12 protein-coding genes are annotated in these 17,481 nt (G+C 73.0%); 4 read left to right on the top strand and 8 right to left on the bottom strand.

The features are described 5' to 3' along the window. Window positions 1-56: 56 nt before the first annotated feature. From F7P10_RS25885 to pruA, 4 genes are all read right to left on the bottom strand, one after another. Entirely contained in the window at window positions 57-1,535 is a 1,479-nt protein-coding gene (locus F7P10_RS25885) for a serine/threonine-protein kinase (RefSeq protein WP_151013029.1), read from the bottom strand. Window positions 1,536-1,754: 219 nt separating this feature from the next. Continuing rightward, window positions 1,755-3,716, bottom strand: coding sequence for an acetoacetate--CoA ligase (locus tag F7P10_RS25880; protein ID WP_151013027.1), 1,962 nt, complete (start codon window positions 3,714-3,716; stop codon window positions 1,755-1,757). A 245-nt stretch (window positions 3,717-3,961) separates the two neighbouring features. Beyond that, window positions 3,962-4,672 (bottom strand): HAD family hydrolase, encoded by a 711-nt coding sequence (locus tag F7P10_RS25875; RefSeq protein ID WP_151013025.1) that lies wholly within the window; start codon window positions 4,670-4,672, stop codon window positions 3,962-3,964. Window positions 4,673-4,768: 96 nt separating this feature from the next. Beyond that, window positions 4,769-6,400, bottom strand: coding sequence for an L-glutamate gamma-semialdehyde dehydrogenase (gene pruA / locus F7P10_RS25870; RefSeq protein WP_151013023.1), 1,632 nt, complete (start codon window positions 6,398-6,400; stop codon window positions 4,769-4,771). Between the two features lie 276 nt (window positions 6,401-6,676). Between pruA and F7P10_RS25865 the strand changes: the two genes are divergently transcribed. After that, window positions 6,677-9,331: a DUF4132 domain-containing protein gene (locus F7P10_RS25865; protein ID WP_176611656.1), complete on the top strand. Its 2,655-nt coding sequence runs from the start codon at window positions 6,677-6,679 to the stop codon at window positions 9,329-9,331. Window positions 9,332-9,418: 87 nt separating this feature from the next. Here F7P10_RS25865 and F7P10_RS25860 read toward each other — a convergent pair whose 3' ends face one another. Both F7P10_RS25860 and F7P10_RS25855 read right to left on the bottom strand, forming a co-directional pair. Continuing rightward, window positions 9,419-9,925 carry a hypothetical protein gene (locus tag F7P10_RS25860; RefSeq protein WP_151013019.1) on the bottom strand — a complete coding sequence of 169 codons (507 nt, stop codon included), beginning with the start codon at window positions 9,923-9,925 and terminating at the stop codon, window positions 9,419-9,421. Window positions 9,926-10,545: 620 nt separating this feature from the next. Next, complete coding sequence (locus tag F7P10_RS25855; protein ID WP_151013017.1) at window positions 10,546-11,181, bottom strand: HAD family phosphatase; 636 nt, start codon at window positions 11,179-11,181, stop codon at window positions 10,546-10,548. 92 nt (window positions 11,182-11,273) lie between these two features. Between F7P10_RS25855 and F7P10_RS25850 the strand changes: the two genes are divergently transcribed. After that, the gene (locus F7P10_RS25850; protein ID WP_151013015.1) at window positions 11,274-12,467 is read left to right on the top strand and encodes an acyl-CoA dehydrogenase family protein; all 1,194 of its coding nucleotides are present in this window, start codon (window positions 11,274-11,276) and stop codon (window positions 12,465-12,467) included. A gap of 146 nt (window positions 12,468-12,613) precedes the next feature. Here F7P10_RS25850 and F7P10_RS25845 read toward each other — a convergent pair whose 3' ends face one another. Both F7P10_RS25845 and F7P10_RS25840 read right to left on the bottom strand, forming a co-directional pair. After that, window positions 12,614-13,510, bottom strand: coding sequence for an N-acetylmuramic acid 6-phosphate etherase (locus F7P10_RS25845; RefSeq protein WP_151013013.1), 897 nt, complete (start codon window positions 13,508-13,510; stop codon window positions 12,614-12,616). Next, window positions 13,507-14,469, bottom strand: coding sequence for a MurR/RpiR family transcriptional regulator (locus tag F7P10_RS25840; protein ID WP_254716021.1), 963 nt, complete (start codon window positions 14,467-14,469; stop codon window positions 13,507-13,509). The genes F7P10_RS25845 and F7P10_RS25840 overlap by 4 nt, the downstream gene beginning before the upstream one ends. A gap of 152 nt (window positions 14,470-14,621) precedes the next feature. Here F7P10_RS25840 and F7P10_RS25835 point away from each other — a divergent pair, with 152 nt between their 5' ends. Both F7P10_RS25835 and F7P10_RS25830 read left to right on the top strand, forming a co-directional pair. Continuing rightward, window positions 14,622-15,722, top strand: a complete 1,101-nt coding sequence (locus tag F7P10_RS25835) for a BadF/BadG/BcrA/BcrD ATPase family protein (RefSeq protein ID WP_254716020.1) — start codon at window positions 14,622-14,624, stop codon at window positions 15,720-15,722. 128 nt (window positions 15,723-15,850) lie between these two features. Next, window positions 15,851-17,467 carry a glycoside hydrolase family 3 protein gene (locus tag F7P10_RS25830; protein WP_254716019.1) on the top strand — a complete coding sequence of 539 codons (1,617 nt, stop codon included), beginning with the start codon at window positions 15,851-15,853 and terminating at the stop codon, window positions 17,465-17,467. The last annotated feature ends 14 nt before the right edge of the window (window positions 17,468-17,481 follow it).

Here is a 17,481-nt window from a genome sequence, read left to right as displayed (position 1 = left end):
AAGCCTGATCGGGAGCGGGGTGCCGCGGCGGGCCGGTGTCCTGGGGACGGCGGGAGTCAGGCGCCGGTGGTGTCGCCGGTGTCCTCGGTCGGCGGGTCCACGGGGTCGGTGGGCGGGTCCGGGTCGCCGGTGCTGGGCGGGGGCTCGCTGGTCGTCGGCGTGTCCGTGGGCTCGTCGGACGGCGTGGGGTCGGGGGTCGGGCTGTCGCTGGGACTCGGCGAGCCGCTCGGGGTCGGGGAGCCGGGGTAGGACGGATCGTAGGACGGGTCGGGCGCGTAGGTGGGGCTCTCGGGGGCCGGGTCCACGGGCTCCGTCGTCGTCGGGACCGTCAGGGACGGGGTGCCGCTGTCCGACATCGGCGGGACGGTCGGGTCGCCGACATGCTCGCCGGCCTTGCCGTTGTCGCCCGAGCTGAAGATCATCACCGAGGACACGACCACGATCGCCACGAACAGCGCGGCGACGCCGGCCAGCACGGCCGAGCGGCCGGAGTGCTCGGCGAGCTGCCGCACCGTGGGGCGTCCGCGGCCGGGGGCGGCGGCCGGGACAGCGGAGGCGGGGACGGCCTGGGTGCGGTCGAGATCGCCCGTCCGGACGGGATCGTCCGCGGGGCCGTCCGCGACGTCCGACGGTTCCTCGGCGGCGCGGACGGACCCGGCGGCGAGCATCGCGGTCGCCTCGGGGTCGTCGGCCTCGTCGGGCACGGCGACCGGGACGGGCGCGGCGGCCTCCTCGTGGCCGAGCAGCCGCATCAGCACCTGCCGGGCCGTGGGCCGCAGCTCCGGCTCCTTGCCGAGGCAGTCGGCGACGAGGTCGCGGAGGGCGCCGTCCAGATCGCCGAGATCGGGGTCCTCGTGCAGGATGCGGTTGATCACCGCGGGGATGGTGTCCTGGCCGAACGGCGGCTCGCCGGTGGCGGCGAACACGAGCGTGGCCGCCCAGCAGAAGACGTCCGAGGGGGCGCCGACCTCGTCGCCGCCGATCTGCTCGGGCGACATGTAGGACGGCGTGCCGATCACCCGGCTGGTCAGGGTGGTGCTGCCCGCCATCGCGCGGGCCACCCCGAAGTCGATCACGCGCGGGCCGTCCGGACCGAGCAGCACGTTGTGCGGCTTGAAGTCGCGGTGGATGATCTCCGCCTGGTGGATGGCGGCCAGTGCCGTCGCGGTGCCGACCGCGAGCCGGTCGAGAGCCGCCCCCTCCAGCGGTCCGTCCTTGAGGACGTGCTGGTTCAGCGACGGGCCGGGGACGTACTCGCTGACGATGTACGGCCGCTCGCCGGTCGCGTCCGCGTCGATCACCTGGGCGGTGCAGAACGGCGCGACCTGCTTGGCGACGTCGAGCTCGCGCAGGAACCGGGCGCGCGCCTTGTCGTCCTCTTCGAGTTCGGCGTGCAGCAGCTTGATCGCGACCTGCCGGCCGTCCTCGTCCTCGCCGAGGTAGACCGTGCCCTGGCCGCCTTCGCCCACCCGGCCGATCAGGGCGTAGGAACCGAGCCGCTCCGGATCACCGGATCGCAGCGCCCCAATCTCCATGCGTGGAACCGTCCCTCTCCTGATCGCCCGGGTCGAGCGGCGGACCGCCGGCCGATCGACGCAGGCCGGCGTGTCAGTGTGACGTCCGAGTCGGGCGGGAAGTTGACCGCATTCGGTGCATTCTGGCCCAGTGCTTCCGATCGGACACGTATGAGCAGGGTCTTACCTTAGTGCCGATCACCGACACACCGCGAGATCATTCGGCTCGCGCGTCCGCGATCAGCTCGTGAAGTGGGACAGGACCTCCGGATTGGCCATGGAGTCGCGGTTGGCGGCCTGCTCGACGGGGGTGCCCTGCAGGATCTTGCGGACCGGCACCTCCAGCTTCTTGCCCGAGAGGGTGCGGGGGATCCCGGGGACGGCGTGGACCTCGTCCGGGACGTGCCGGGGCGAGAGCGCCGAACGGAGTTCGCGCTTGAGCCGGTTCAGCAGGTCGTCGTCGAGGGCCGCGTCCGGGGCGAGCTGGACGTAGAGGAGCAGCCGGCCCTCCTGGCCGAGCCGGCCGGTGTCGATGACGAGGCTGTCGGTGATCTCGTCGAACGCCTCGACCACGCGGTAGAAGTCGGACGTGCCCATGCGGACGCCGCCGCGGTTGAGGGTCGAGTCGGAGCGGCCGTAGATAACGCAGCCGCCGTCCGGGAGGATCTTGAGCCAGTCGCCGTGCCGCCAGACGCCCGGGTACATGTCGAAGTACGAGTCGCGGTAGCGGGCGTCGTTCTCGTCGTTCCAGAAGAAGACCGGCATCGACGGCATGGGCTCGGTGATGACGAGCTCGCCGACCTCGTCGATCACGGGGTCGCCCTTGTCGCCGTAGGCCTCGACCTTGGCGCCGAGCCCGCGGCACTGGATCACCCCGGCGCGCAGCGGCAGCAGGGGGGACGGGCCGACGAAGCCGGTGCACAGGTCGGTGCCGCCGGAGAACGAGCCGAGGAGGATGTCGCGGGCCACGGCGTCGTAGACCCAGCCGAAGCCCTCGGGCGGGAGCGGCGAGCCGGTGGACCCGATGCCGCGCAGCGCCGACAGGTCGAGTTCCTCGCCGGGACGGCGTCCCTCCTTCGCGGACGCGGTGATGTACGGGGCACCGACGCCCATATAGGTGACGCCGTTTTCGGCGGCGAGTTTCCACAGGTCGAGGGGGGCGCCGTCGTACATGACGATGGTGGACCCGACGAGGAGACCGCCCATCAGGTAGTTCCACATCATCCAGCCGGTCGTCGTGTACCAGAAGAACACGTCGCCGGACCCGACGTCCTGGTGGAACGACAGCGCCTTGAGGTGCTCGAGGACGACGCCGCCGTGCCCGTGCACGATCGGCTTCGGCAGCCCGGTCGTCCCGGACGAGTAGACGACCCAGAGGGGGTGGTCGAACGGGACGGGTTCGAACTCGAGGGTGTCGTGGCCGGACCGCGGCAGGTCCGCGTAGTGGACGCCGGCGCGGAGGCCGTCGGGCGTCGCGGCCGGGTCGAGGTAGGGGACGAGCACGGTCGCGGCGAGCGTGGGGAGCTCGGCCTCGATCTCGCGGACGGTGTCGCGGCGGTCGAACGTCCTGCCGTTGTAGGCGTAGCCGTCGACGGCGATGAGGACCTTCGGCTCGATCTGCGCGAACCGGTCGATGACGGAGGACGATCCGAAGTCCGGCGAGCACGACGACCAGATCGCGCCGAGCGAGGCCGTGGCGAGGAAGCAGATCAGCGCCTCGGGGATGTTCGGGATGTAGGCGGCGACCCGGTCTCCCTTGCCGACGCCGAGGTCGGCGAGGCCCGCGCGGACCTCGGCGACGTGCAGCGCCAGCTCGCGGTAGGACAGGACGCGGTGCCCGCCCGCCTCCGACCGGAAGATCACCGCGGTGTCGTCCGGGGTCTCCCCGGCGCGGCGGAGGGCGTTGGCGGCGTAGTTCAGCGTCGTGCCGGGGAACCAGCGCAGGCCGTCCACGGGCATCGGGCCGCCGGTGCGGACGGGCCCGTCGCCGCGCTCCCCGACGACGTCGAAGTACGTCCAGATCGCGTCCCAGAAGGCGTCGACCTCGGTGACCGACCAGCGCCACAGGTCGTCGTAGGTCTCGGTGAGGACGCCCCGGTCCCACAGCCAGTGGACGAAGTGCGTCACCCGCGCGTTCGCGACGACCCGCTCGGACGGTTCCCAGAGCGGCGCGCCCTCGGCGACGGTGTGCTCACCCGACATCTCTCCACCTCTCCGCCGCGTCCCGGCCACACGGCGCTCCCCATATTCGTCGCGCGCCACGACCTGCGCAACCTCAGCGCCGCCAGTCTCGCCGCAGGTCACGCACAATCCGGGTGGCCCACACGCCGCCGTTCCCGATCATGTTCGCGCAGCCCACCACCGGGGTTATCCACAGGATCGATTTCCGGTTCCGCGCGAAACGGGGCCGCCGACACTGGGGTCATCGGAAGAGGAGGCTCGGGATGTCAGGAACCAGTCAAAGCTCCCACGGCGTTCATGACGGCGGCGGTGTCGGCGAGCGTGGGCAGGACGGCGTCGGCGCCCGCCGCGCGCAGCTCCGCCTCGGTGGCGCTGCCGGTCGCGACGGCGATGATCGGCGAGCCCGCGATGCGCGCGGCCTGCACGTCGCGGGGAGAGTCCGCGATGTACACGGTGGCGCGCTCCGGGAACGCGACGCCGTGCCGGTCGCCCGCGCGGGACCGCGCGAGTTCGAGGAGGGCGGCCTTGCTGTAGACGCCGTCCTCGTAGCCGCCGGCGTCCAGGTCGAGGTACCCGGCGAGCTCGAGCTCGGTGACCTTCAGCACCGCGTTCGCCCTGACGGACCCCGTGAGGACGGACTGCACGACGCCGGGCGTCCGCGCGAGGGCGTCCACGGCTTCCCGGGCCCCGGCCAGCACCCGGCCGTGCTCTCGCAGCCCGGCTCGCCGGGCCGCGAACGCCCGGGTCAGCGCGTCGATGAAGGGCGGCAGATGGTCGTCGGTGGTGACGACGTCGTTGAACGCGAGCGTCTCGAACACGATCTCGGACTCGGTCCGCCCCGGGGTGGGCGCGAGCCGCAGCAGCGAGCGTCCGACGGTCGCCTGGAACGCCTCGGCGTAGGCCTCGCGGGTGATCCGCCCGACGTCGACCAGCGTGTGATCGATGTTCCACAGCACCAGCCGGTTCAGCGTCGACATCCCGTTCCCATGATCGTCGGAGGAGCGCTCGGGCGGGCCCGGCGCGGTGGGCGCCCTTATCGTCGGCCCTCCCGGGCGCTCCTGGCAACCGGACGGTCAGGGCCCCATGTGCGGGTAACGGTGGTCCGTCGGCGGGACGAACGACTCCTTGATGACACGCGCGCTGGTCCACCGGGTCAGGTTGAAGACGGACCCGGCCTTGTCGTTGGTCCCGCTCGCCCGCGCGCCGCCGAAGGGCTGCTGCCCGACGATCGACCCGGTCGGCTTGTCGTTGATGTAGAAGTTCCCGGCGGCGAACCGGAGCGCCTCGGTGGCGGCGGCGATCGCCGCCCGGTCCTCGGCCACGATCGCGCCGGTGAGCCCGTACTCCGAGACGCCCTCCATCTGCCGCAGCACGCGGTCGTAGTCGGCGTCGTCGTAGACGTGCACACCGAGGATCGGACCGAAGTACTCGGTCGTGAAGATCTCGTCGGTCGGATCGGCCGACTCCAGCACCGTGGGACGCACGAAGTAGCCGCGCGAGTCGTCCAGTTCGCCCCCGACGATGATCTTCATCGAGTCGATCGCGCGGGCCCGTTCGATCGCCGCACGGTGCTTCGCGAACGCCCGGTCGTCGATGACCGCGCCCATGAACGTCGACAGGTCCGCGCCCACGTCGCCCATCGTCAGCGACTCGGTCTCGGCGCAGAACCCGTCGCGCATCCGGTCCCAGACCGACCGCGGCACGTACGCCCGGGAGGCCGCCGAGCACTTCTGCCCCTGGTACTCGAACGCGCCCCGCACCAGCGCGGTCTTGAGCACCGCCGGATCGGCCGAGGGATGCGCGACCACGAAGTCCTTGCCTCCGGTCTCGCCGACGATCCGCGGATATCCCCGGTACCCGGCGATGTTCTCGCCGATCGTCCGCCAGAGCCCCTGGAACGTCCGGACGGACCCGGTGAAGTGCAGCCCCGCCAGATCGGGCTGCCGCAGCGCCACGTCCGACACCGCCCGCCCGTTCCCGGTCACCATGTTGACGACTCCGGGCGGCAGCCCCGCCGCCTCGAGCAGCCGCATGGTGAAGTGCGCCGCGAGCTGCTGCGTCGGCGACGGTTTCCAGACGACGACGTTCCCCATCAGCACCGGCGCCGTGGGCAGGTTCCCCGCGATCGCGGAGAAGTTGAACGGGGTGATGGCCAGGACGAACCCCTCCAGCGGCCGGTACTCCATCCGGTTCCACACGCCCGGCGACGAGATCGGCTGCATCTCGTGGATCTGGCGGGCGTAGGCGACGTTGAACCGCCAGAAGTCGATCAGCTCGCACGCCGCGTCGATCTCGGCCTGCTGGACCGACTTGGACTGCCCGAGGATCGTCGCCGCGTTCAGCGTCGACCGCCACGGGCCGGCCAGCAGGTCGGCCGCCCGCAGGAAGATCGCCGCCCGATCGTCGAACGACATGGCGCGCCACCCGGGCGCGGCCTCCCGCGCCGCCGCGACCGCCTCGGCCACATCGGCCTCCGCGGCGTCCCCCATCCGCCCGAGGACGTGCCCGTGATCGTGCGGTTCCACGACGGCGATGGGCTCCCCCGCCCCCATCCGCCGCTCGCCCCCGATCGTCATCGGCAGCTCGGTCTCCGTCCCGCCGAGCTCCTTGATCCTGGCTTCCAGGGCGACCCGTTCGGGGCTGCCCGGGGCGTGCCCTTTGACCGGCTCGTTCACCGGGACGGGGACGGTGGTGACGGCGTCCATGCGATGCTCCCGCGAAGTCCGACAACGGCGTCGATGTGCCGGGACCTACCCCTTCGTCCCCGCCCTAACGCCTGCCCTCCCCCGCCGGCATGGGGGCCGCGCGGCCGACGCGAACCGCCACAACGCGGCGCGGAACATCTCGCGGACGCTCTCTCACCGCGACGGGCCGGTGTACTCGGCGACGATGCCCGACTCCTGCGGCGAGGCACGGGAAGGACTGACGAACTTCGGATACTTCACGCGAAAAGTCGGACGACCGCTCTAGCGTTCGCGGGTATGGAAAGCAGCGACGCCGACGAGAATGTTCTGGTCCTGCCCGAGGCGTGGCGGCAGGCGCTGCTGCCTCGGCGCGGCGGCCGTACGCCCGTCCTCCCGCCCGCCCTGCGGCCCGGCGCGATCGAGACGGTCCGCGCCGCCGTGGCGGCCTCGCGGCCCGCCATCGACGCGGTGCTCGCCCACGAGGAGAGCGACGTCGGGCTTGCCGAGTCGGCCCGCGCCTACCTGCGCGGGGAGGCCGACGTTTCGGGGGCCGCGGCGATCGCGGCACTGGAGGCGGACGTCCGGGAGAGGCCGCGATACAGATCCGTGGGGCGCCTGAACCGAGACGATGTCTTCCGCGACGCGGATGCGGATTGGGCGGACTTCCTGATCGCCGAGCACGGCCTCGCCTTCGCCGCCCGGGTGTTCGCGGAGATCGACGGAGTACGGACGGTCTGGAGCGGGTGGGACGAACGGCCGGACCGGCCCCGGTCGGTGGATCGCGACGGCTGGTCCGGCGGCCAGGCGCCGTGGGCGGAGGGTCCGGCCGGGCAGCGGATGCGGGCGTTGCTGGCCGCGGCCGGGGACGCCGACCACGCCGCGGTCGTCACGGGGCTGGCGGGCCATCGCCGTGAGCCGTTGCAGCGACTGGTGGTGTCCTACCTGGTTCCGTCCCAGCGGGACTGGGTGCAGGAGTGCTGCCGGGAACTGCCGTCGTATCCCCTACCGGCGACGTCCGCGCCCGAACTGCTCTGGTGCGTTCTCGGAGACGAAGACCAGGTCAAGGCGGCCGGCAATTGGGCCTCGTTCGGGGACTGGTCCCGGAACCCGCGCGTGATCTACACCGCGATCGACGGAGCGGGCGCGGCCGTGGCCCCCTGCCTGAGGTGGGCCCTCGACGACGAGACCGACCCCGAGGTGCGTCGGCTGCTCGTCGGCGCGCTGGCCGTGATCCCGACCGACGACGCGTTCCGGTACCTGGCCACGCGGCTCCGGCACCGGAACGTGCTGCCCGCCCTGCTCGAGATGATCGAGCGCTTCCCCCTGCGGGCGTACCGGATCCTGGCGGAGCTGACCGCCGGAACCTCGGAACGGGCGCGCATGGCGGCCGGTCTGCTGGATGCGCATCACTGCGCGCGGTCCGCGGCGCCGGTCGACGTCGGGGACGCGGTGACGGCGACGATCGAGGCCGTCCGCGCGGCCCGGGTGCGGGAGGCTTCCGCGAGCGAGACGCCCAGGGCACTGCGCAAGGCGGGGCCGGCCACGACGATGAACCGGGCACTGGCGGCGATGCTGCCGCAGGTCCTGCTCAAGGACGGGCAACGGGCGCTGCCCGCGGAGGCGACCGTTCAACTGGTCGAAGCGCTGACCAAGGCGACTCCGCGCCGCAGGCCCGCCGCGCGCGTCCAGGAGGCGCTGGACGCCCTGGAGCCGCGATCGCTGTTCGAGTTCGGGTGGACGCTGCTGGGGACGTGGCGTACGTCCGGGGACACCGACCGGGCCGGCTGGGCGCTCGCACAGCTCGGCTGGACCGGCGGTGACGAGGCCGCGCGGCGGCTGGGCGCGATGGCGCGCTCCTGGACCGGGCAGGACGGCATCCGGCTTCCGCTGGACGCGCTGGACGTACTGGCGGGCGCGAACACCGATATCGCGCTCATCCAGCTGCACCTGGTCGCGAGCAAGGCCAAGCCCAAGCGGCTCAAGAACCGGGCGGGCACGCTCCTGCGCAAGGCCGCGGCGGCACGCGGTCTCACCGGGGAGCAACTCGCCGACCGGCTGGTGCCCGACTTCGGACTGGACGCCGCCGGGAGCATGACGCTGGACTACGGGCGCCGCCGCTTCGTGGTGGGCTTCGACGAGCGCCTCGTACCGCACGTGTCCGACGAGGCGGGCAAGCCGCGCAAGACGCTGCCCAAGCCGGGCGTCAAGGACGACCCGGAGCTGGCGCCCGCCGCGTACGCCGCCTTCGCCGGGCTCAAGAAGGACGTGCGGACGGTCGCCCCGGAGCAGATCCGCCGGATGGAGCGGGCGATGTGTGAGCAGCGGCGGTGGACGGGCGAGGAGTTCCGCGAGCTGTTCGCCGGGCACCCGCTGGTCTGGCACATCGTGAAGCGGTTGGTGTGGATCCACGAGGAAGGCGGCAAGGCCACCGCGTTCCGGCCGGCCGAGGACCGCACGTTCGCCGACGAGAACGACGACGTCCTGACACTGCCCGAAACCGGCGACGTCCGGATCGCGCATCCCCTGCACCTGAACGATCTAGGCAGGTGGACCGAGGTGTTCGGCGACTACGAGATCGTGCAGCCGTTCCCGCAGCTCGGCCGGCCCGTCGATGCGCTGACCGATGCCGAGCGAGCGGCGAACAGACTGGACCGGGTCCGCGGCGTCACCGTGCGGACCGGCATGGTGCTGGGCCTGGAGCGGCGCGGCTGGAGGCGCGGCCAAGCGAAGGACGCGGGCGTGCAGGAGGAGATGGTCTGGACCGTACCGGATGGCCTCTCGATCACCCTCGACGCGCAGCCCGGCTTCCCGGTCATGACACCGGGCGAGTGGCCCGAGCAGACCCTCGGCAGCGTCTGGACGGACTCCGGGGTGCGCTTCGGTGACCTCGACGAGGTGACCGCCTCCGAGCTGCTGCTGGTTCTGAACGAGCTGAAGGCCGACGCGCGTTGACCGCATCCGCGAGCCCGCGCAGACGTCATTCGGCGGCGCGCGACTCTGCCCGCCCCGACGGCATCCGCGGATCCGGCCCCGGCGCGCTCAGAGGAGGTGCTGGAGTTCCTGGGTGGCGTACCAGAGCAGTTCGTGGCCCTCGGCGCCGTCGACGGTGAACTCGGCGTCGTCGTCCCCGGCGTCGGCGGCCGGAAGGGCGTCGACCGCGGCGAGGACGTCGGCCCCGGCGTCCGCGTCGTCCACGTGTCCGGACGCGATGTCCTTCCACGGGACGGGGGCCGTCAGCCGGACCAGTGACGGGTCGTCGCCGTCGAGGCCCGCGCCGCCGGGCTTCCACTCGACGACCCGGTCGGGCATCTCGGCGGCCAGCACGACGCGGCGGCGCGGGGCGGACGGGTCCGCGGCGAGTAGGCGCAGGGACGCGCGGGCGGCGGCGGTCAGCGCCGCGTACTCCAGCTCTTCGGTGTCGCCGCCCGCGTACCACTCGCGCAGCGCGGGCGTCACGGCGTGCGCGGGGAGCGGCGCGGGACCGATCTCCCGGGATTCGTGGACGCCGGCGAGGAGTGCGAGCGTGCTGGGCAGGTAGACGCGCATGATTGCCGACAAGTGTGCCAGACGGCCGCCCGCTCCCCCACGGGACGCACCGCCCCCGACCTCACCGATCCTCTCCACCGGCCGGCCCGAGTCCCCGCCGACCGCCAAAGCCGCCCGCGTTGCCGGTCGGGCGACCACAGCGAGCACTCCCCACCACCGACCCGCCGGTCGGCGATCCGAGACGACCGCCGCAGAAAACCCGACCACCGAAACCGCCCACAACAACGACCCACCCCGACCCAGCAGAACGCCCCACCGACCACCGAACCTCCGGCCCCGACGGTAGCGGCGACCACAGCGAGAACTCCGCACCACCGACCCGCCGGTCGACGGTCCGAGACGACCGCCGCAGAAAACCCGACCACCGAAACCGCCCACAACAACGACCCACCCCGACCCAGCAGAACGCCCCACCGACCACCGAACCTCCGGCCCCGACGGTAGCGGCGACCACAGCGAGAACTCCGCACCACCGACCCGCCGGTCGGCGATCCGAGGCGACCGCCGCGGAGGCCCCGACCACCGAAACCGCCCACGACGACGATCCAGCCCGACCCGCCGGCACCGGCGGGGCGGGGGCTGTGGCGGGTGGGGCCGCTGAGCTGGTGGCGTCGGGGCGGTTACGGGAGGAGGTTCAGGGATCGCAGTTCGGCGATGGTGGTGTCGGGCGCGGTGTGCAGGATGCCGTGGATGCCGATCGTCTCGGCGGCCTTGATGTTGTGCTCGATGTCGTCGATGAAGACGCACTCGGCGGCGTCGAGTTCGAGGAGGTCGAGGGCGTGCCGGAAGATGCGCTCGTCGGGCTTGCGCATGCCGACCTCGCAGGAGATCACGACGGCGTCGAACAGGTCGGCGAACAGGTCGCGGGGGTACTCGTTGCCCCAGGAGTTCGACAGGAGGGCGGTGCGCGTGCCGAGGGTGCGGGCGGCGCGCAGCGCCTCGTACATGGGTTCGACCGGGGAGAACGCGCCGAACATGCGGGCGATCAGTCCGGCGGCGGCGACCGGTTCGCCCTCGACGGTCAGCAGTTCGGCGGCGAGCAGGCGCTCGAACTCCGCGGGGGCGAGGGTGCCGTCCTCCAGCCCGTGGATCGGGTTGGGGCCGCCGCCGTCGTAGGCCTGCTTGACCCACGCGCGCATCACCGTGCGGTAGCGGTCGGCGTCGATGCGGTCGGCGGCGAGCCAGGTGGCGATCGCGTCGTTCAGCGGGGAGGTGAGGACGCCTCCCCAGTCGGTGATTACGGCTTTGACGGTCACGGGGGTGATGGTAGGCGATCGCCCGGTCCGCTCCGGTGCGTGCCCCCGGGCCCGCGCACCGGAACCGAATCGCGTTCTGCAAGACTGCGCGCATGGACTTCGAACTCAGCCCGAAGGCCCGGGAGTACCGGGACAGACTCCAGGAGTTCATGGACGAGCGGGTCTATCCGGCCGAGCCCGTCTACGCCGCGTGGCGCGCGGCCAACGATCCGCACGCGCTGCCGCCCGTGGTCGAGGAACTGAAGGCCGAGGCGCGGGAGCGGGGGTTGTGGAACCTGTTCCTGCCCGACATCTCGGGCCTGTCGAACGTCGAGTACGCGACGCTGGCGGAGTTGACGGGGCGGTCCCCCGATCTCGCGCCGGAGGCCGTGAACTGCGCGGCGCCGGACACCGGGAACATGGAGCTCCTGCACATGTTCGGGACCGAGCAGCAGAAGCGGGACTGGCTCGAGCCGCTGCTGAACGGCGAGATCCGCAGCGCGTTCGCGATGACCGAGCCCGCGGTGGCCTCGTCGGACGCCACGAACATCACGACGTCGATCGTCCGGGACGGCGACGAGTACGTCATCAACGGCCACAAGTGGTTCATCACCGGCGCGGCGGACGAGCGCTGCAAGATCTTCGTGGTGATGGGCAAGACGGATCCGGACGGGGCGCCGCACCGGCAGCAGTCGCAGATCCTCGTGCCGCGGGACACGGAGGGCGTGCGGGTGCTGCGGCACCTGCCGGTGTTCGGCAACCAGGACCAGCACGGCCACTCGGAGATCCTGTTCGAGGACGTGCGGGTGCCCGCGTCGAACCTGCTCGCGGAGGAGGGCGACGGGTTCATGATCGCGCAGGCGCGGCTGGGCCCCGGACGGATCCACCACTGCATGCGCGCGCTCGGGATGGCGGAGCGGGCGCTGGAGCTGATGTGCCGGCGCGCGCTCGACCGGGTGGCGTTCGGCGCCCCGCTCGCGAAGCAGGGGGTCGTGCGGCAGCAGATCGCGGAGTCGCGGATGGCGATCGAGCAGGCGCGGCTGCTGACGCTGAAGACCGCGTGGCTGATCGACCGGGCGGGGGCCAAGGGCGCCCGGTCGGAGATCGCGGCGATCAAGGTCGTGGTGCCGCGGATCGCGCACGAGGTCGTCGACCGCGCGATCCAGGTGCACGGCGGCGCCGGGGTCTCCGACGACACGCCGCTGGCGAGCATGTACACGTGGCTGCGCGCCATGCGGATCTTCGACGGTCCGGACGAGGTGCACGTCCGGACCGTCGCCGGGCAGGAACTCCGCCGGTACGGCTGACAGGGTGGACCACCCGACCGCGCCGGATCGCCCCGTGGGGGCGATCCGGCGGGCCTGTTCCGCCCGGTGGCTGCCGGCGAAACGGGGTAGCGGTCAGTGCGGGGATGACCGCGAGGGCTCGCGGCCGGGCCGGGCCCGAGCCTTCGTCAGGCGGATCTCAGTCGTTGCAGCGCCTCCCGGACGCCGCCGTCGGTCTCCTCGAGGACGAGCGTGGCGCGTGCGGCGGGCACCTCGCCGAGCAGGGAGACGAGTGCCACCCGGGTGTTGCCGCCCGCGTCGGCCAGCGCGTTCTCGCACGTCCGGGCGTCCATTCCGGTGGCCTCGGTGAGGATGCGCACCAGGCGGGCGCGCAGCTTGGCGTTCAGCGCGTTCACGCTGATCATCAGGTTGGAGTAGGTGCGCCCCATCCTGATCATGAGCGTGGTGGAGAAGCTGTTGAGCACCAGCTTGGTCGCGGTGCCCGCCTTCATCCGGGTGGAGCCGCTGATCACCTCGGGCCCGGTGGCGAGCCCGATGTGCACCTCGACCTCGTCGCCGTAGGGGGTGTGCGGGTTGCAGCTGATCAGCGCGGTGCGGGCCCCGACGGCGGCGGCCGCGCGCAGCGCGCCGACCACGTAGGGGGTGCGGCCGCTCGCGGCGATCCCGATGGCGATGTCGCCGGGACGCACGTCGCGGGCGTCCCGGTTGCCGAGTTCGGCGTCGTCCTCCACGTCGGAGATGGCCTGGGACAGCGCCCCGGGCCCGCCCGCGTGGTGGGCGACCACGCGACCCCAGATGCCGAACGTGGGGGGCAGCTCGGCGGCGTCGATCACCGCGAGCCGTCCCGAGGTGCCGGCGCCGAAGTAGTGGACGCGCCCGCCCGCGCGCAGCGAGCCGACGGCGAGGTCGACCAGCCGGGCGACCTCGGGCAGGACGGACGCCACGACCATCGGCACCGTCGCGTCCTCGGAGTTGATCAGGCGTAGCACCTCCATGGTCGGCAGCGTGTCGACGTCGAGGGTCCGGGGGTTCCGCCCCTCCGTGGGGAGCTCGCAATCGATCACCGACGCCTCCGGTCGGGTCGCACGGTCCGGCCGCGGACCGCCTCGTACGTGGCTTCGAGGGCCTTGCGGGTAGACCCGTAGGTGCGCTGCGCGACACCGACGAAGAGGCAGTCGACCACCGTGAGCTGCGCCAGCCGGCTGGCGGTGGCGCCGGAGCGGAAGGTGGTCTCCCTTGCCGCAGTGGTGAGGATCAGATCGGCCACCTCCGCGATGGGTGATTTCGGGAAATTGGTGAGTGCGACGGTGGTGACGCCGTTGCTCTTGGCGACCTCGAGCGCGTCGATCGTCTCGACCGTGGCGCCCGTGTGGGAGATCCCGATGGCCACGTCGCCGCTGCCCAGGACCGCCGCGCTGGTGAGCATGATGTGCGCGTCCGCCCACGCCGAGCAGACGCGGCCGATGCGGTGCAGCTTCTGCTGGAAGTCGGCCGCGACGAACGCGCTGGCGCCCACCCCGTAGACGTCGACGCGTTCGGCGGCGACGACCGCGTCGACGACCTGTTCCAGCATCTTGATGTCGAGCTGGGAGGCGGTCTCCTCCACGGCCCGGGCGTCGGCGAAGGTGACCTTCTCCACGATCTGTTCGAGCGAGTCGTCCGGGCTGATGTCGCTGCCGATGACCCGGCCGCCGCTGGCGGTCTGGGCGCGTCCCGCCTCGGTGGCCAGGGTCAGCCGCAGTTCCGGATAGCCGTGGAAGCCGATCGCCCGGCAGAACCGGATGACGGTGGTCTCGGACGTCCCGCAGTTCTGTGCGAGTTCGGTGATGGTGGAGTTGGCGACCCCCTCTGGATCGTCGATGACGCGTTGCGCGACCCGTCGCTCGGCGGGGGGCAGTGAGGGCAGCAGCGAGCGCACCCGCACCACTGTGCTGAGCGGCGTCGGGTCCTTGCCCGGCGCCTCGTCCCCGGGTGCACCGGGCGCCCCCGTGCCCCCCGGCTCGGGTCCGATGGGTTTCCTCATGGAAGAAAGTTTCTTACGTGCACAATGTCGCGTCAACGGTAGAAAAGGCTACGGTTCGCCATGTGTTGACCCATTTGGCCGGTCCGTATGTGGTCGGTATAGACGCGGGTGGCACGAAGACCCGCTGTGTCGTACTGACTCTCGGGGGAGCCTTGGCCGGTTCCGGCACCGGCCCCGGAGCCAACCCCAACTCCGGTGGAGACACCGCCGGGGCGCTGACGACCGCCCTGCGCGAGGCCCTCGGAGACCTGGACCGCACCCATGTCCTCACCGGCGTCTTCGGGATCGCCGGCGCCGGTTCGGCCGGCCGGCCCGCGGCGGTGGCCGCGGCGCGGCGCGCCTGGCAGGCGCTGGGCCTGCGCGGCGCCCCCGCGGTGGTGACCGACATCGCGGTGGCGTTCGCCGCCGGCACCAGCCGCCCCAAAGGGATCGTCGTCTTCTCCGGCACCGGCGCCGGCGCGGCGGTGATCAGCGACGGGACGATCGTGCAGCGCGCGGACGGGTACGGCTTCCTCGTCGGGGACGAAGGTTCGGCGGTGTGGCTCGGCAAGGAGGCCGTCCGCGCGGCGCTGGCCGCCTACGACGGCCGCGGCTCCCCCACCCTGCTCACCGACTCGGTGCCGCGCGCGCTGCTCGGCCCGTCGATCGTCGCGGAGATCGACGCGGCGCGGCGGCGGCAGCACAGGGCGCACCGGACGGCGGCGCGCGCGCACTCCCCGCACGTCCCGCACGGATCCGCGGCGGTGCACGGTCCGCACGGCCCCGCGGGCGTGCCCGTCCTGCCGCAGCCCGCGACGCTGCCGTCCGGCGGCGGGACGGCCGTGCTGGTGCACGAGACTCCCCCGCCGCCGGACGGCCCGCCCGGCCATCCGGAGCATCCCGGCACCCCGCCGAACCCGCAGCTCGCGCAGGCGATCATCAAGGAGGTCTACGGCCGTCCGGCCTCGGCCCTGGGCCGGCTGGGCCCGGTCGTCGCCGCCGCCGCGGCCGCGGGCGATCCGGTCGCCAAGCGGATCACCGAGGAGGCCGCCGCGTCGCTGCTGCGGGACGTGGACGCGGTGCGTCCCGCGCTGGCGGACCCGCGCGCGCCCGTCGTCATGCACGGCTCGGTGCTGCGCGAGGGCCCGGTCGCCGACGCCGTCCGCACGGGCCTGCGGCACCGGTTCGCCGAGGCGCCGCGCAGCGCGGGCGACGGCGCGGTGGGCGCGGCGGGCCTGGCGCTGCGCAGGCTCGGGCATCCCCTGCCCGTCTAGCGGGATGGCCGGGACGGCGCCGCGGCCCCGTCGCACCCACCGCGCGCGGTTACCCTGTGACGACCCATGAACCGGAGACGAGTCCATGTCGGGGGCCTGGTCAGGTGCGTTTTCCACGGAGTTCGCTCGTGATCGCGGCGGCGTGCGCGCTCGGCGCGTCGACGCTCGCCGCGTGCAGTGACGGCGGCGGGACGGACGGGCGCGGCGGGGCCGCCGCGTCCGCGCCGGCGCGCGCGTCCTCGCCGCCGGCCGACGCCTGGATCCCCGGGCACGTCGCGAAGATGGACGTGCGCGAGAAGGTGGGGCAGCTGTTCGTCCCGACCTTCTACAGCCGCGCCGACGCCCTGCGCACCATCCGGCGGTACCACGTGGGCGGCCTGATCTACTTCCCGGAGAACTTCGGCTCGCCGCGCGAGACGGCCGCGCAGTCGAACGCGCTGCAGAAGGCGTCGAAGATCCCGCTGGTGCTGGGCGTGGACGAGGAGCAGGGCCTCGTCACCCGCACGCCGTTCATCACCCGGTTCCCCGGGAACATGGCGCTGGGCGCGACCGGCGATCCGGCGCAGGCCCGCGCCGCCGCGCGCGTCACCGGCGCCGAGCTGCGCGCGGTCGGGATCAACCTCGACTACGCACCGGTCGCGGACGTGAACGTGAACCCGAACAATCCGGTCATCGGCGTCCGCTCGTTCGGGTCGGACCCGGCACGGGTGTCGCAGATGGTGACCGGGGCCGTCCAGGGTTACCAGGACGCGGGGGTCGCGGCCGTCGCCAAGCACTTCCCCGGCCACGGCGACACCGAGACCGACAGCCACACGGGCCTGCCGGTGATCGAGCACACCCCGGACGAGTGGCGGAAGATCGACGCGCCGCCGTTCCGGGCCGCGGTCGGCGCCGGAGTGGACGCGATCATGACGGCGCACATCGTCGTCCCGAAACTCGACGGGTCGGGCGATCCGGCGACGCTGTCGAAGACGGTGCTGACCGGGCTGCTGCGCGAGCGGCTGGGGTACGACGGCGTGATCACGACCGACTCGCTGCGGATGCAGGGCGTCCGGTCGGAGTACGGCGACGGGGCCGTCGCGGTGCGGGCCGTGCAGGCGGGCGCCGACCAGCTGCTCATGCCGCCCGATCTGCCCGAGGCGTACGGGGCGGTGCTGAAGGCCGTCGAGTCCGGGAAGATCACGGAGCGGCGGCTGGACGCGTCGGTCACCCGGATCCTGCGGCTCAAGCAGCGGCGCGGGCTGTTCGGCCGGGCACCCGCGGACCCGGCGAAGGCCGCGTCGGTCATCGGCGGCGAGCAGCACGAGGCGACGGCCCGGCAGGTCGCGGAGCGGGCGGTCACGCTCGTCGCCGACAAGGGCGGGACGCTGCCGCTCAAGGGGAAGACGGTCGCGGTGACCGGCCCGAAGGCCGCGGCGCTCACCGAAGCGCTGCGCGCCCAGGGCGTCCGGACGGCGGCGCCCGGTTCGGCGGACGTCACGGTCCTGACGACGGACGACGCCGGGTCGGCGACCGCCGCGCGGATCCGGGCCCTCGGCGGGAAGCCGGTGGTCGTGGCCGCGCTCGGCAGCCCGTACGACCTGGACTCGGCGCGCGGCGCGGCGGCGACGCTGGCCGCGTACTCGTCCGGGACGCCCTCGGTGCTGGGCCTCGCGCGGGTGCTGGCGGGCACCGCCGCGCCGACCGGCAGGCTGCCGGTCCCGGCGGGCGGGCAGCCGGTCGGGCACGGGCTGAGCTACCGCTGAGACGGGCCGGCCGC

Origin of the sequence: Actinomadura sp. WMMB 499, from assembly GCF_008824145.1 — a bacterium.
In the GTDB taxonomy this organism is placed as follows: domain Bacteria; phylum Actinomycetota; class Actinomycetes; order Streptosporangiales; family Streptosporangiaceae; genus Spirillospora.
The sequence above is the reverse complement of the archived record's forward strand: the minus strand, read 5'-3'. Positions and strand labels throughout refer to the sequence as shown.